The 14,444-nt window shown below is 57.6% G+C and carries 13 protein-coding genes; 11 read left to right on the forward strand and 2 right to left on the reverse strand.

All coding sequences use genetic code 11. The annotated features are described in order from the left end of the window. Positions 1–17: 17 nt before the first annotated feature. Positions 18–980, reverse strand: coding sequence for a CAP domain-containing protein (locus H0484_RS04065; RefSeq protein ID WP_226953173.1), 963 nt, complete (start codon positions 978–980; stop codon positions 18–20). A gap of 172 nt (positions 981–1,152) precedes the next feature. Here H0484_RS04065 and alaS point away from each other — a divergent pair, with 172 nt between their 5' ends. The 5 genes from alaS (at position 1,153) to trmD (ending at position 5,881) form a co-directional block, all read left to right on the forward strand. Continuing rightward, on the forward strand, positions 1,153–3,777 hold the full coding sequence (alaS, locus tag H0484_RS04070; RefSeq protein WP_226953174.1) for an alanine--tRNA ligase: 2,625 nt from the start codon (positions 1,153–1,155) through the stop codon (positions 3,775–3,777). Positions 3,778–3,783: 6 nt separating this feature from the next. Further along, positions 3,784–4,041 (forward strand): sulfurtransferase TusA family protein, encoded by a 258-nt coding sequence (locus H0484_RS04075; RefSeq protein WP_226953175.1) that lies wholly within the window; start codon positions 3,784–3,786, stop codon positions 4,039–4,041. A gap of 133 nt (positions 4,042–4,174) precedes the next feature. Next, a complete protein-coding gene (rpsP, locus tag H0484_RS04080; protein ID WP_226953176.1) occupies positions 4,175–4,429 on the forward strand; it encodes a 30S ribosomal protein S16 in 255 nt (84 codons plus the stop codon). Between the two features lie 24 nt (positions 4,430–4,453). Next, entirely contained in the window at positions 4,454–5,053 is a 600-nt protein-coding gene (gene rimM, locus H0484_RS04085) for a ribosome maturation factor RimM (protein WP_226953177.1), read from the forward strand. 69 nt (positions 5,054–5,122) lie between these two features. Next, complete coding sequence (trmD, locus tag H0484_RS04090) at positions 5,123–5,881, forward strand: tRNA (guanosine(37)-N1)-methyltransferase TrmD (protein WP_226953178.1); 759 nt, start codon at positions 5,123–5,125, stop codon at positions 5,879–5,881. 52 nt (positions 5,882–5,933) lie between these two features. Here the strand turns inward: trmD and H0484_RS04095 are convergent, their stop codons facing one another. Beyond that, positions 5,934–8,792 (reverse strand): valine--tRNA ligase, encoded by a 2,859-nt coding sequence (locus tag H0484_RS04095; RefSeq protein WP_226953179.1) that lies wholly within the window; start codon positions 8,790–8,792, stop codon positions 5,934–5,936. Between the two features lie 287 nt (positions 8,793–9,079). Between H0484_RS04095 and ndk the strand changes: the two genes are divergently transcribed. From ndk to H0484_RS04125, 6 genes are read left to right on the forward strand one after another with little or no spacing between them, the layout of a single operon-like run. Further along, on the forward strand, positions 9,080–9,505 hold the full coding sequence (gene ndk / locus H0484_RS04100; RefSeq protein ID WP_226953180.1) for a nucleoside-diphosphate kinase: 426 nt from the start codon (positions 9,080–9,082) through the stop codon (positions 9,503–9,505). Between the two features lie 41 nt (positions 9,506–9,546). Then, a complete protein-coding gene (gene rlmN, locus H0484_RS04105) occupies positions 9,547–10,701 on the forward strand; it encodes a 23S rRNA (adenine(2503)-C(2))-methyltransferase RlmN (protein ID WP_226953181.1) in 1,155 nt (384 codons plus the stop codon). Further along, positions 10,698–11,186 carry a helix-turn-helix domain-containing protein gene (locus tag H0484_RS04110; RefSeq protein WP_226953182.1) on the forward strand — a complete coding sequence of 163 codons (489 nt, stop codon included), beginning with the start codon at positions 10,698–10,700 and terminating at the stop codon, positions 11,184–11,186. Before rlmN ends, H0484_RS04110 begins: the two co-directional genes overlap by 4 nt. Next, the gene (ispG, locus tag H0484_RS04115; protein ID WP_226953183.1) at positions 11,183–12,496 is read left to right on the forward strand and encodes a flavodoxin-dependent (E)-4-hydroxy-3-methylbut-2-enyl-diphosphate synthase; all 1,314 of its coding nucleotides are present in this window, start codon (positions 11,183–11,185) and stop codon (positions 12,494–12,496) included. Before H0484_RS04110 ends, ispG begins: the two co-directional genes overlap by 4 nt. Then, a complete protein-coding gene (hisS, locus tag H0484_RS04120) occupies positions 12,493–13,800 on the forward strand; it encodes a histidine--tRNA ligase (protein WP_226953184.1) in 1,308 nt (435 codons plus the stop codon). The genes ispG and hisS overlap by 4 nt, the downstream gene beginning before the upstream one ends. An 8-nt stretch (positions 13,801–13,808) precedes the next feature. Next, positions 13,809–14,444: a tetratricopeptide repeat protein gene (locus tag H0484_RS04125; RefSeq protein WP_226953185.1), complete on the forward strand. Its 636-nt coding sequence runs from the start codon at positions 13,809–13,811 to the stop codon at positions 14,442–14,444.

Below are 14,444 nucleotides of genomic sequence, written 5' to 3' on the forward strand. Positions count from 1 at the left end.
GTCCCCGTCACTGCGGTTTAAGGCAGGACTGGTTGGATATGGTTGTTTGATGCTTGGGTGGTCGCAAAACCCCAGGTTTTGTGAAAACGCCCCATTAGGGGACTCTCGCCTTGGAAACTGGCCGAGCAGGTGGCGTTGTAAGGTAGGGCGGCGATGGGTTGCAGGAAAACCCAGTTGGCAGGAATGATTCCGTGTGCGTCGGACTGCGATGTGATCAGCCGTGAGGGTACATCGACGCCGGCGCAATTCAGCGTAAAGGTCTGGGTGCTGATGGTTTGCCCAGGGTTGACGGCGACGCTGATGGCATACCCCAGAGTTTGCAAGTCTGGAGCTGGGTTAGGCGCTTCTACGTAACTGACCGGCAAGTTGCTGGCACCGTCGTAGGGCCACACCCAAAAGCCGGCCTCGTGGGTTTTTGGGTTTGCAGGCTGAGCATAATTGATGACGGTTACCGGCCTTTGTGCCGAAATCACGTCTGAGAAATAAGTGGCGATGCCTATGCCTACCTCTGTCGTGCCTGGGCTGAGCAAGCCTATCCTGTGATAAATCGTGCTGAGCAGGCCCTGAACAGGCTCGCGGTGAAAACCCATGACTTCGCCCAAAACAGGCCCTGGGTGATGGATGAGGCGATCCAAGAGCCGTGCGCCGGTAAAACCCGGCTTGCCGGGCGTCTGCTCATGCCGTTCAGCGTCCCCGTTCAAGTGAACGTAGTGAGCATGACCTTGCGCCGCCAAATCAAGTTGTGGATTCCTTTGAAGCGGTGTCAGGCCGGTGCGAGTACGCGCGTGGTTGATGGCTTGGAGAACCGTAGCTTGTTCTTCCGTGTAAGCCGGCATTTCCGTTGGCTGATCCACGGGAAGATTGGCATTGGGAGGGGGGAATTCATCGGCTGCGCTGCGACTGTTTTCGCCTGAGCCACCGCAGGCAGCAAGAAGGCTGGACAGCACAACGCAAGCGAACCGGTACGGGCTATCGCTCATCTGGGGTTCCTTTTGGGGATTGAGTTTGAGGCGATTATGAGTGAGCGCGGGCGAGCCCGGTAGTGTGGCTAACCGCATTGTGAGAAGCCGCAATGCGGGCGGGGAATGTTCTAGGTGTCGTCTACACTCTATAATCAACGGTTACCCATTCAAACGTGCGTAGATTTTCGCAATGAAGACTTCCGAGATTCGCCAGAAATTCCTTTCCTTCTTCGAGGGTAAGGGGCACACCGTCGTGCCGTCGTCGTCGTTGATTCCCGGCAACGACCCCACGTTGCTGTTCACCAATGCCGGCATGGTGCAGTTCAAGGATGTCTTTACTGGCAAAGAGAACCGGCCTTATCACCGGGCCACCAGCTCCCAGCGCTGCGTTCGTGCCGGCGGCAAGCACAACGACCTTGAAAACGTGGGCTATACGGCGCGTCACCATACGTTCTTTGAAATGCTCGGCAACTTCAGTTTTGGCGACTATTTCAAGCGCGATGCGATCCTGTTTTCCTGGGAATTGCTGACCGGCGTTTACCAGCTGCCTGCCGACAAACTCTGGGTCACTGTCTATCAGGAAGATGACGAGGCCTATGGCATATGGCGTGACGAAGTCGGCGTGCCAGTCGAGCGCATCATCCGCATCGGTGACAATAAGGGCGCGCGTTACGCCTCCGATAACTTCTGGCAAATGGCAGACACAGGTCCGTGCGGCCCGTGTTCCGAAATTTTCTACGACCATGGTCCAGATGTTTGGGGCGGGCCTCCAGGCTCCCCCGAAGAAGATGGCGATCGCTACATCGAGATCTGGAATCTGGTGTTCATGCAGTTCGATCGCGATGCCCAAGGCGTCATGCATCCACTGCCTAAGCCCTGTGTCGATACCGGCATGGGCCTTGAGCGCATTGCGGCGGTTCTGCAGCATGTGCACTCCAACTACGAAATCGATCTTTTCCAGGCCCTCATTGCGGCGGCTGCGCGTGAAACCGGTACCAGCGATCTCTCCCACAATTCGCTCAAGGTTATTGCCGACCACATCCGTGCTTGCAGTTTCCTGATTGTGGATGGTGTGATTCCCGGCAACGAAGGCCGAGGCTATGTGTTGCGCCGTATCATTCGTCGTGCCTTGCGCCACGGCCATAAGCTGGGTCAGAAAAAGCCGTTTTTCCATCGTATGGTGGCCGATCTGATAGCGCAGATGGGCCAGGCCTACCCAGAGTTGGCCGCGAATCAGTCGCGTATCGAACAGGTATTGCGTCAAGAAGAAGAGCGTTTCGGTGAAACCCTGGAAAACGGGCTTCGCATCCTCGAGGCCGCGCTGGCCGAGTTGCCCGCCCAAGGTCAACTAGATGGCCAAACGGCTTTCACGCTTTACGACACCTATGGCTTTCCTGTCGATCTCACGGCAGACATCTGTCGTGAGCGCGAGGTGGGTGTCGATATGGAAGGTTTCGAACAAGCCATGACGCGCCAGCGCGAGCAAGCGCGTGCTGCCGGCAAGTTCAAGGCTGCCCAGGATTTGTCTTACCAAGGGGTGGATACCCGTTTCGACGGCTACGAGCACCTAGAGGGTCAAGGCACGATTACCGCCTTGTACGTCGACGGCTCACCGGTGCAGAGCGTGCAGTCCGGTCAGGATGCCATCGTTGTACTTGACGCCACACCTTTCTATGCGGAGTCCGGCGGCCAAGTCGGAGACATGGGCTTGCTGGCGAACGCTCAAGCGCGCTTTCTTGTTGCTGACACGCAAAAAATTCAGGCGCAGGTTTTTGGGCATCACGGCAAGCTGGAGCAAGGCACGCTGGCCGTCGGCGACAAAGTGCAGGCTCAGGTTGACGTGCAGCGCCGTTCGCGTACTTTGCGCAATCACTCGGCCACCCACCTGATGCATAAGGCTTTGCGTGAGGTGCTGGGCTCTCATGTGCAGCAACGTGGCTCGCTGGTCGACCCCGATAAAACGCGTTTCGACTTCGCTCATGATTCGGCCATGACGCCTGAACAAATCCGCCAGGTTGAAGCCATCGTCAATGAGCAGGTGCTGCTCAACCAAGACGTGCATTCCAGTTTGATGTCCTACGACGAGGCGGTGCAAGGCGGGGCGGTAGCCTTGTTCGGAGAAAAATACGGCGACGAGGTTCGCGTACTCGACATCGGCTTTTCGCGCGAGCTCTGTGGCGGAACCCACGTTAGCCGTACGGGTGATATTGGTTTGTTCAAGATAGTTTCCGAAGGCGGGGTAGCCGCCGGAGTTCGTCGTGTCGAGGCGCTTACCGGCGACAATGCGCTGGCATGGGTGCAACAGAACGTCGACACCCTACAGCAGGCTGCCGGCTTGCTTAAAGCACAGCCTGCCAACCTGATTGAGCGCCTTACGCAATTACAAGTGCAAGCACGCCAACTCGAGCGTGAGCTTGAACAGGCCAAGAGCAAGCTGTCGGCTTCTGCCGGCAATGATCTTGCGGGCCAGGCGCAAACTTTGCAAGGCGACGTCAAATTACTGGTCAGTCAGCTGTCTGGTGTTGATCCTAAAGCCTTGCGCGGTATGGTTGATCAGCTCAAGAACAAGTTGCAGTCTGCTATTGTACTTTTGGCTGCTGCCGATGAAGGCAAGATCAGTTTGGTGGCGGGCGTAAGCTCCGATCTCGTGGGGCGCGTCAAGGCTGGTGATCTGGTGGGCCAAGTGGCTAGCCAAGTGGGTGGCAAGGGCGGTGGCCGGCCTGATATGGCCATGGGTGGCGGCAGTGATGTTGCTGCCTTACCGCAGGCGCTCGAACAAGTACGCGGCTGGGTTGAGCAGAAACTCGGAGGTTGAGGGCGGATGACGTCGGAAAACACTCAGGCTGATCAGATACATGTAGATCTGGAAGTGGATGCCAGCGGGCTGAAGTGCCCTCTGCCTATCTTGCGTGCCAAGAAAGCATTGGCTCAGCTGCAAAGCGGGCAAGTGCTTAAAGTGATCACCACAGATACGCATGCCGTTCGAGACTTCCAAGCCTTCTCTCGCCAGACGGGCAATGCTTTGTTGGCGCAACACGAGCTTGGTGAGCAAGTCGTGCATCTTTTGTCGCGCCGATAAGCGGTTGGCGCTTGCTCATCGAAGACTGGGGCCTTAAGGGCCAATAGCAGGGTATGGCCTTGGTTTGCGAAAGGGGCCATAAAATGCTAGAATCTAATGCTTTATTTTTACTAACATTTTCAAGGGATTACCTATGGTGGTGATTCGTTTTGCCCGCGGCGGCTCGAAAAAGCGCCCGTTTTATAGTCTTGTTGCTGCCGATTCGCGCAATCGCCGCGATGGCCGCTTCATTGAGCGCGTGGGTTTTTACAATCCTGTTGCGCCTGAAGGCCAAGAAAATATGCGCATCGCACTGGATCGCATCAAGTACTGGACAGACAACGGCGCCCAGCTGTCGCCTTCCGTTGCTCGCCTGGTCAAGGAATACTCGGCTAAAGTTGCCGCTTAAACCTTCCAATATGATGATTGCGGCATGAGCGCGCCTGATTCCACCCCGGATGACTTGGTCGAGCTTGGCCGCATCGTTTCTGCTTTTGGCGTGCGCGGCTGGGTTAAGCTCAAGCCGCATTCGACTCAGCCCGACGTGCTTTTGCGAACTCGGCGTTGGTGGCTGGCGCCGCCTGTCGCGCCGGCAGCTTCAGCTCGTCCCGCTTCTTGGCAAGCCCTAGAAGTACTCTCCAGTCGCATCCATTCAGATCACGTGATTGCTCAATTTCGTGGGATAGATGAGCGCGATGCCTCTGAAGCCCTCAAGGGTTATTCGGTGTGGGTCAGTCGGGCGCAGTTTCCCGCTGCTGATCAAGAAGAGTATTACTGGGTAGACCTTATCGGCTGCGAGCTGTACGGTCAACAAGACGGCCAGCCCGAGCTCATGGGTGTGGTGCGCGAAGTCTCGGATAACGGCGCGCATGCAGTATTGCATGTCGAGCAAGTTGTCTCCAGCGAGGCTTTGGGCGAGGGGGTTAAGCCAAGCAAACCTAAGTTGACGCTGGTTCCGTTCGTGCAAGCGCACGTGCGCAGCGTTGACCTTGCCGCTCGACGCATCGATACCGATTGGCCTGCGGATTTCTAATCTGCGCTTTCGCACCCAGGTTTTTGGGGCATCTCCGCCCGTCCTTACCAGTTCCTCGGGAACCTGATTATGCGTTATGACGCCATTACCTTGTTTCCTGATATGTTCGACGCCCTCAGTGCGCATGGCGTAACGGGTCGTGCGCATCAGATGGGCTTGTGGCGTCTGAAATGCTGGAATCCACGTGATTTCACGCATGACGTGCACAGAACTGTGGACGATCGCCCTTATGGCGGTGGCCCGGGTATGGTGATGATGGCCGGCCCGCTTGAGAAAGCAGTGCGGGCTGCCCAGCAGGATAGGGGTGACGATGCGCCCGTGGTGCTTTTGAGTCCAACGGGGCAAGGGTTCAACCAAGGCCTGGCGCAAGAGTGGGCCGCTGGGTCGGGCGCCATTCTGGTTTGCGGTCGTTACGAAGGCGTGGATCAGCGTTTTATTAAACGCTGCGTGACGCATGAGGTTTCGCTGGGCGACTTTGTTTTGTCTGGCGGCGAACTGCCCGCCATGGTGATGATGGATAGTGTCGTGCGCCTGCTTCCGGGTGCCTTGAATGATGCTGAATCTGCCCGCCAAGACTCCTTTAATGCTGCGCTGACCGGCTTGCTGGATAGCCCGCATTACACGCGCCCGGAAATCTATGAAAATGAAGCGGTTCCGGCTGAATTGCTAAGTGGGCATCATGCTCGCATTGCCCGTTGGCGTCGTGATCAGTCTTTGGCTCTGACGCTGGGGCGTCGTCCTGATCTGCTGGAGCGCGCGCGCGAGCAGGGCTTGCTTAGCAAGCACGATGAGGCTTTTTTGGCGGGTTTGAGCCAAACTGAACGATAGGCCTGTATAGGGGCGGCTGGCTCATGAATGAGCCAGCCTCGCACTCAGCGTATCAGCTTCGTTTTGATAAACGAGCCAATTGCTCTCTGACTTTCTCCAGCGTTTGGCCGAACTGTGCCACACGCTCTTTTTCCTGCGCGACGACTGTAGCCGGGGCGCGCTCGACAAAACTGGCGTTTGACAGCTTGGCTTGCGCTTTGGTGATTTCGCCCTCCAGGCGAGCGACTTCTTTTTCAAGGCGTGCAGTTTCAGCCGCGACGTCGATTTCGACATGCAGCATCAACTCGGTGGTGTCTACCACCTGTACTGGCGCGCCTTCGTCGGGTAGTTGGTCGACCACCTTGACTTCGGATAGCTTGGCCAGGGCCATCAAATAAGCTTGATTGCGCCCGAGCACCTGGGCATCGCCACGGGCAATCAGCGGCACGCGTTGGGCGGGGGAAATGTTCATTTCGCCGCGCAGGGCGCGTACGGCATCAACCTGGGCCTTGAGCTGGGCGATTTGCTGCTCTGATTGAGTGCACAGGAGGGTGCTGTCGGCTACAGGGTAAGGCTGCACGCTGATGCTAAGGTCTTGCGTGTGTTCGCGACGACCGGCTGCGAGTGAAACCGCCTGCCAGAGCTCTTCGGTGATGAAGGGAATGATGGGGTGGGCCAAGCGCAGGACCGCTTCCAGCACTTGAATGAGTGTGCGGCGTGTGGCGGCTTGCTGCTCGGGGGTGTCGGTTTGCAGTTGTACCTTGGCCAGCTCCAGATACCAGTCGCAGTATTCGTCCCACACAAAACGATAAATCGCGTTGGCCACGTTATCGAGGCGGTATTCTGCGAAACCTCGTGCGACATCAGCGGCCAGCTGTTGCTGCAAGCTAAGAATCCAGCGATCCGCGAAGCTTGTGTGCTCGTTCAGTTCAGGGGCAATGCTGTGACCCTCGACATTCATCAGCACGAAGCGGGTGGCATTCCAGAGCTTGTTGCAGAAATTTCGGTAGCCTTCGCAGCGCTTGAGGTCGAAATTGATATTGCGGCCCAGCGTGGCATAGGCGGCCATGGTGAATCGCAAGGCATCGGTGCCGTAGGCAGGGAAACCATCGGGGAAGTCTTTGGAGGTTTTCTTGCGTATGCTTTGTGCTTGCTTGGGGTTCATCAAGCCCGAGGTGCGCTTTTCGAGCAGGGCGTCCAGGCCTATGCCGTCGATCAGATCGACGGGGTCTATGGTGTTGCCCTTGGACTTGCTCATCTTCTTGCCGTCTTGATCGCATATCAAGCCGTGCACGTAAACGTCGCGGAAGGGCACCTGGCCTGTCATGTGCAGGCTCATCATCGCCATGCGCGCAACCCAGAAGAAAATGATGTCAAAGCCGGTAACCAGCACGCTGGAAGGCAGGTAGCGGTTAAGGTCGGGCGTGACTTGCGGCCAACCCAGGTCGGTAAAGGGCACGAGCGCGGACGAGAACCAGGTATCAAGAACATCTTCATCGCGTGTAAGAGGGCCTTCAACACTGGCTTCACGAGCTTGGCGCAAAGCTTCTTCTTCCGAGTGAGCGACGAAAATTCTACCGTCTTGGGCATACCAGGCCGGAATCTGATGGCCCCACCAGAGCTGACGCGAAATACACCAATCTTGAATGTTGTTGAGCCACTGATCGTAGGTGGTTTTCCAGTTCTCGGGGTGGAAGGTGATGCGACCATCGGCCACGGCATCCAGGGCTACCTGCGTGATGCTTTTACCGGGGTTGAGAGTGCCTTCGGGAGCTGGTTTGCTCATGGCAACGAACCACTGGTCGGTCAGCATGGGCTCGATGACGGTGTTGGTGCGGTCGCCGCGTGGCACCATCAGTTTGTGGGGTTTGATGGCCGCCAGCAGGTCTTGCGCTTCGAGGTCGGCCACGATCTGCTTGCGTGCGGCGAAACGTTCCAGGCCGCGATAAGCCTCGGGGGCTTCATCATTGATATGCGCATCCAGCGTCAGAATGCTGATCTGGGGCAGCTGATGGCGTTGGCCAACAGCGTAGTCGTTGAAGTCGTGTGCGGGCGTGACCTTGACCACGCCGGTACCGAAGGCTGGATCAACGTAAGCGTCGGCGATGATGGGGATCTGGCGGTTGCACAGAGGCAAAACCACGAACTGGCCAATCAGGTCGGCATAGCGTTCGTCTTCGGGGTGGACCATAACGGCCACGTCGCCCAGCATGGTTTCCGGGCGTGTGGTGGCGACGACCAGGTGAGTGAGTTCGCCTTGAGGCTGGGCCAAAGGGTAGCGAATCTCCCACATATGGCCGTCTTCTTCCTCGCTGACGACTTCGAGGTCGGAAACAGCGGTGCCTAGAACGGGATCCCAGTTGACCAGGCGTTTGCCGCGATAAATGAGACCCTGCTCGTAGAGACGAACAAAGGTTTCGACCACGCCGCGCGACATTTGCGCGTCCATGGTGAAGTACTCGCGATCCCAGTCGGCGGAAGAGCCCAGCCTGCGGAATTGTTGAGTAATGGCGCTGCCGGATTGTTCTTTCCAGGCCCACACCTTTTCGAGGAATTTCTCACGTCCTAAATCGTGGCGCGAAATATTTTGGGCATCGAGCTGCCGCTCGACCACAATCTGTGTGGCGATGCCGGCGTGATCGGTGCCCGGAATGAATGCGGTGTCGTAGCCGCGCATGCGGTGGTAGCGCACCAGGCCGTCCATGACGGTTTGGTTGAACGCATGGCCCATGTGCAAGGTGCCGGTGACATTGGGAGGGGGGAACTGAATGGCGAAGGGCGCACCACCGGTGCCGTCGGTGGGTTCGACATGTTGGCCGCTTTTGAAGCAGCCTTTGGACTCCCAATACGCATACCAGCGTTTTTCGATTTCTTGGGGGTCGAAGCTCTTGGACAGTTGGGCGGAGGCGGTTGCGTCGGATTCAGTGGTCATGGCAAAAGAGTAGGGGGCAGCCAAAAAGGCCGGAAAACTTTCAGACAAGCCCACCATTTTATGATGGAGCGCAGTCGCATGGGCGTGCTAAAATGCCGGGTTACCGAAAACTTTGTTGAAGTCTTTGTTTTTATTGAAAAATTTATTGGTAAAGGCTGGTTGATCCTTTAAGGTTTAGCTAGTTGGCCTGCTTGGCGGGCGGTGCCGGCCCCTCAGGGCGGAACCAAAAGTCCAGGTCATGGCCAAAACCAAGAAACAAGGGCTGTTTTTTTACTTTTGGACTTCTCATGGCAATTGAACGCACGCTTTCCATCATCAAACCCGACGCCGTCGCCAAGAACGCTATCGGTCAGATCGTCGCCCGCTTCGAGCAGGCTGGTCTGAAAGTCATCGCTGCTCGCCTGCAGCAATTGTCCCGCGCCGAAGCCGAAGGCTTCTACGCCGTGCATAAAGAGCGTCCTTTCTTCAAGGATCTGGTCGAGTTCATGATTTCCGGTCCCGTTTTCGTGCAAGTGCTCGAAGGCGAAGGCGCCATCCAAAAGAACCGCGACTTGATGGGCGCAACCGACCCCAAGAAAGCAGAGCCCGGCACCATTCGCGCCGACTTTGCCGATAGCATCGACGCTAACGCTGTGCACGGCTCCGACGCCGCTGAAACGGCTGCCGTTGAGATCGCTTACTTCTTTCCCGCCAGCCAGGTTTACGGCCGCTAATGCCGGTAGTGCCAGGTCTTGAAGTTCTAGAAGAGCCCGTTATGCAAACCGCTACCCCTATCAATCTGCTGGGCCTCAGCGACGCCGAATTGGCGGCGCTGGTGGCTCAGTGGGGCGGCAAGCCTTTTCGGGCGCGTCAACTCAAGCGCTGGATGCACCAGCGCGGGGTCGACAACTTCGACGAAATGACCGACCTGGCCAAGGATTTTCGTCAGAAGCTGGCGCAAAGTTGCATTATTCAGGCACCTGCGGTCAGTGCTGAGCAGCGTTCGACAGACGGCACCCACAAGTGGCTTTTCGATGTGGGCGGCGGCAACGCCGTTGAAACCGTTTTTATTCCCGAAGACGATCGCGGTACGCTTTGCGTGTCCAGTCAAGCGGGTTGTACGGTGGGCTGTCCGTTCTGCTCCACGGGTTATCAGGGTTTCAGCCGCAACCTCAATGCGGGTGAAATCATTGCCCAACTGTGGCATGCGCGCCGCATGCTGCAAGCCGAGCCTGCGCAAGCGCGGCTTGGTGATCAAACAGGGGCTATTCAAGCCCCCGAAAGAGTCATCAGCAATGTGGTCATGATGGGCATGGGCGAACCCCTGCTCAACTACGACAACCTTGTTATTGCCTTGAAGTTCATGCTTGACGACGATGCCTATGGCTTGTCGCGCCGGCGCGTCACGGTCTCCACTTCTGGTGTTGTGCCCATGATGGACCGCCTTGCGCGCGACTGTCCTGTCGCGCTTGCGGTTTCGCTGCATGCGCCTAACGATGCTTTGCGCGACAAGTTGGTGCCATTGAACCGCAAGCACCCGCTGGCCGAGCTTATCGCTGCCTGCAATCGCTACCTAGAGCATGCGCCTCGCGATTTCGTCACTTTCGAGTACATCATGCTTGAGGGTGTCAACGATCACGACCAGCACATCAACGAACTCCTGGCGATTGCGCGTCAGGTGCGTTGCAAGTTCAATCTGATTCCATTTAATCCCTTTCCGCAGTCCGGGCTCAAACGCTCATCCTCTGAAAGAGTGCGCCAGTTCGCCAATCGCCTGATGGAAGGTGGCGTGATCACCACGGTGCGCAAGACGCGCGGCGATGATATCGCCGCTGCATGTGGGCAGTTGGCTGGCGATGTCCAGGACCGCACCCGCGTTGAGCAGCGTCGGGGGTTGGGGGTTATCACACTTCGTCAGGAACACGCATGAAGCAGGACGACACCCTTGCGTCATCATCAGCCCCGGCGGCACCTCAAGGGCTGGGGCCTACGCTGCGTAGCCTGCGCGAAAGCAAATCTCTTAGTGTTGCGGCTGTTTCAGCCCGTTTGAAATTTTCGCCTCGTCAGATCGAAGCCCTGGAGGCCGAGAACTGGCAGGCCTTGCCCAAGGGCTTGCCCTTGCGTGGTTTGGTCAAAAATTACGCTCGCCTTCTAGAAACCGACGCTGAAGCTCTGGCGGTCTTGCTGGATGCGAGTACCCAGCAAGGCCATCTTTCGCATCAGACACTGGCTTCCAGTCCCGCTGCGCGCTCCATGGGTTCCATGGAAAAGCCGCGCTCCAGCCGCGGCAGTTGGGGCTGGATGTTCATCGTTTTGGTGCTGGTGTTGGTGGTCCTTTTCTATGCGCTTGACCGTGGTTGGCTGCCAGAGTCCTGGCTGGTCTCTCAATGGTTCAATGACGTTTCGCAGCCATGAATGACATATTGTCTTCCGCAGGTGCTTGCCTGCCCGGCGTTAGCCATGGGCCTACGCCGCGCCGACTCACTCGTCAAGCCAAGATAGTTTGGCGCGATAAGGTGGTTGCCATCGGCGGCGACGCGCCTGTCGCGGTGCAATCCATGACCAACACCGACACCGCCGATGCGGTGGCGACGGCCATACAGGTCAAGCAGTTGGCTTTGGCGGGTTCCGAGCTGGTGCGGATTACCGTGAATACGCCGGAAGCCGCGCACGAAGTGCCAGCCATACGCGAGCAGCTGGATCGTATGGGTGTTCATGTGCCTTTGGTGGGCGATTTCCACTACAACGGCCATAAACTGCTGACGCAGTTTCCAGAGTGCGCCCAGGCCTTGTCCAAGTACCGCATCAACCCTGGCAATATGGGCGGCGGCAAAAAACGCGAAGACAATTTCGCGCAAATGATAGAAGTGGCTTGTCGTTACGAAAAGCCTGTGCGCATAGGGGTCAACTGGGGCAGCCTGGATCAAGAGCTGATGGCCCGCATGATGGACGAGAACGGGCGGCGCGCCCAACCCTGGCCGGCGCAGGCCGTCATGCGCGAAGCGCTGGTTGTATCGGCCATCAGCAACGCGCAGCGTGCTGAAAGCCTAGGCTTGGCTGGGGATGCTATTGTGCTCTCTTGCAAAGTCAGCCACGTTCAAGATCTTATTACCGTCTATCGCGAACTCTCCAGGCGTTGCGACTACCCCGTGCATTTGGGGCTTACCGAAGCCGGCATGGGTAGCAAAGGCATCGTGGCCTCTACCGCCGCGCTGGCCGTTCTGCTGCAAGAGGGCATAGGCGACACCATACGCATTTCCCTCACGCCCGAGCCGGGTGGCGACCGCACGCGAGAAGTGGTGGTGGCCCAGGAAATTCTACAGACCATGGGTATGCGTGCCTTTACGCCCATGGTGGTGGCTTGTCCTGGTTGTGGTCGTACCAGCAGCACGGTATTCCAAGAGCTGGCCGACAGTATTCAGTCCTATCTGCGCGATCAAATGCCTATCTGGCGCACGCGTTATCCCGGGGTCGAGAGTATGAACGTGGCCGTCATGGGCTGCGTCGTCAACGGACCAGGAGAAAGCCGTCATGCTGATATCGGGATTAGTCTGCCAGGTACCGGTGAAATCCCCTCTGCACCTGTTTTCATTGATGGCAAACGTGTGCTGACGCTGAAAGGCGACGGCATAGCACAAGAGTTCCAGACCATCGTGGAAAATTACATCGAACGTCGTTATGGTTCAGGCCAGGCGGCGCCCACGGATTTATCTCCCTCCCCATGAGTCAACAGCAGTCGTTCAAAAAAGTCAGTGCCATTACCGGCATGAAAGATATCCTGCCGGGCGAAAGCGCGCGCTGGGAGCACCTAGAGGCCATCGTGCGCGATTGGCTGGCAGCCTACGGTTACCGCAATTTGCGTGCGCCTGTACTCGAGCACACGCGCCTGTTTGCACGCGGCATAGGCGAAGTCACCGACATCGTCGAAAAAGAAATGTATTCGTTTACCGATGCGCTTAACGGCGACATGCTGACGATGCGGCCCGAGTTTACAGCCGGTATGGTGCGTGCCACGATAGAGCACAACCTGTTGTACGAGCGCCCACAGCGTGTCTATGCCATGGGCCCGGTTTTCCGTCATGAGCGGCCCCAGCGTGGGCGCTATCGGCAGTTTCACCAGATCGACGTCGAAGCCTTGGGGTTTGCCGGGCCGGACGTCGATGCCGAGTTGATTCTGATGTTGGCGCGTCTGTGGAAACTTTTGGGTCTGAAAGACGTACGCCTCGAGCTGAATTCGCTGGGCTTGCCCGAAGAGCGTGCAGCCCATCGCCAAGCCCTGGTGGCGCACCTCGAAACCCACATCGACGTACTTGACGAAGAGGCGCGTCGACGCATGCACACCAATCCCTTGCGTGTGCTAGACACCAAGAACCCCGCCATGCAAGAAATGGCCAACAGCGCGCCACGTCTGTTTGACTTTCTGGGCGAACAATCGCGCGCGCATTTCGATGGGGTTTGCGAACGCTTGCACGACGCCGGCATCAGCTACACGCTCAACCCACGTCTGGTGCGCGGGCTCGATTACTACAACCTGACCGTTTTCGAGTGGACAACCGACAGACTGGGCGCCCAAGGCACGGTATGTGGCGGCGGTCGTTATGACGGCTTGCTAGAGTTGTTGGGCGGCAAGCCGGCCCCTGCCGTAGGCTTTGCCATCGGCATGGAGCGTTTGCTTGACCTCTGGGAGCAAGACGCTAGCTACGATACGCCGGCTGAATGCGATGTCTACTTCGTCCATCAGTCCGAAGCGGCCCAGCGGCAGGCTATGCGTTTGGCTGAGCTTCTGCGCGACGCCGGGCTCAAGGTCATGGTGCATGCCGGTCCCTCTGGTTTCAAGGCTCAGTTCAAACGTGCCGATCTCAGCGGCGCTGCAGCTGCGGTTATCTTGGGGGACGCAGAGCTGCAAAGCGGGCGCGCCAGTGTGAAATGGCTGCGTCAAGAACAAGCCGACAATCAAGAGCAGCAGCAAGAGATGCCGTTCGGTCAACTGGTAGAATTTTTGCAATCCAGATGTAAGCAAAAGGTTTAAATAAAAGCATGGCATACGATCTAGAAGAACAGGAGAAGCTCGACGCACTCAAGGCATGGTGGGACCGCTACGGTACTCTGTGCGTCGTTATTGTGTGTGTGACAGTTGCCGTTTTGGCGAGCTGGAGAGGCTGGCAGTGGTATCAAAACCACCAGGCAGCCCAAGCCATGAGCTACTTTGAAGCGCTTGAAACCGCCGTAGCCGAGCAGGACGAAGATGCGGTAGGCAGGCTCAAGGCTGCCAGCGCTACTTTACGTGCCGACTTTCCTTCTTCGGGTTATACCTCCCGAGGGGTGCTGGTGGCGGCTCAAGTTCTGCAAGCTCGGGGCGAACCCGATGCGGCGCGCGAGCAGCTTGAATGGCTGGTCAAGAACGGCAAAGATTCCGCTTTGGTGCCCGTGGCGCAACTGCGCTTGGCTGGTCTGCTCATGGCGCAATCGCAGTACGATGAGGCTTTAGCCCAGCTGCAGAACCCCCCCGCAGCCTTCGTGGCGCTCTTTGATGATCGTCGTGGCGACGTGCTTGCCGCACAGGGTAAGATGGAAGAAGCCCGCACGGCCTGGGAAGCTGCCATGGCTGGTCTGAAAAACGATCCCTTGCAATCCGTTATCGAACTTAAACTCGATGCCAGCCGTGGAGCCTGA

It is taken from the genome of Mesopusillimonas faecipullorum (assembly GCF_020539505.1).
GTDB classification, from domain to species: Bacteria; Pseudomonadota; Gammaproteobacteria; order Burkholderiales; family Burkholderiaceae_B; genus Mesopusillimonas; species Mesopusillimonas faecipullorum.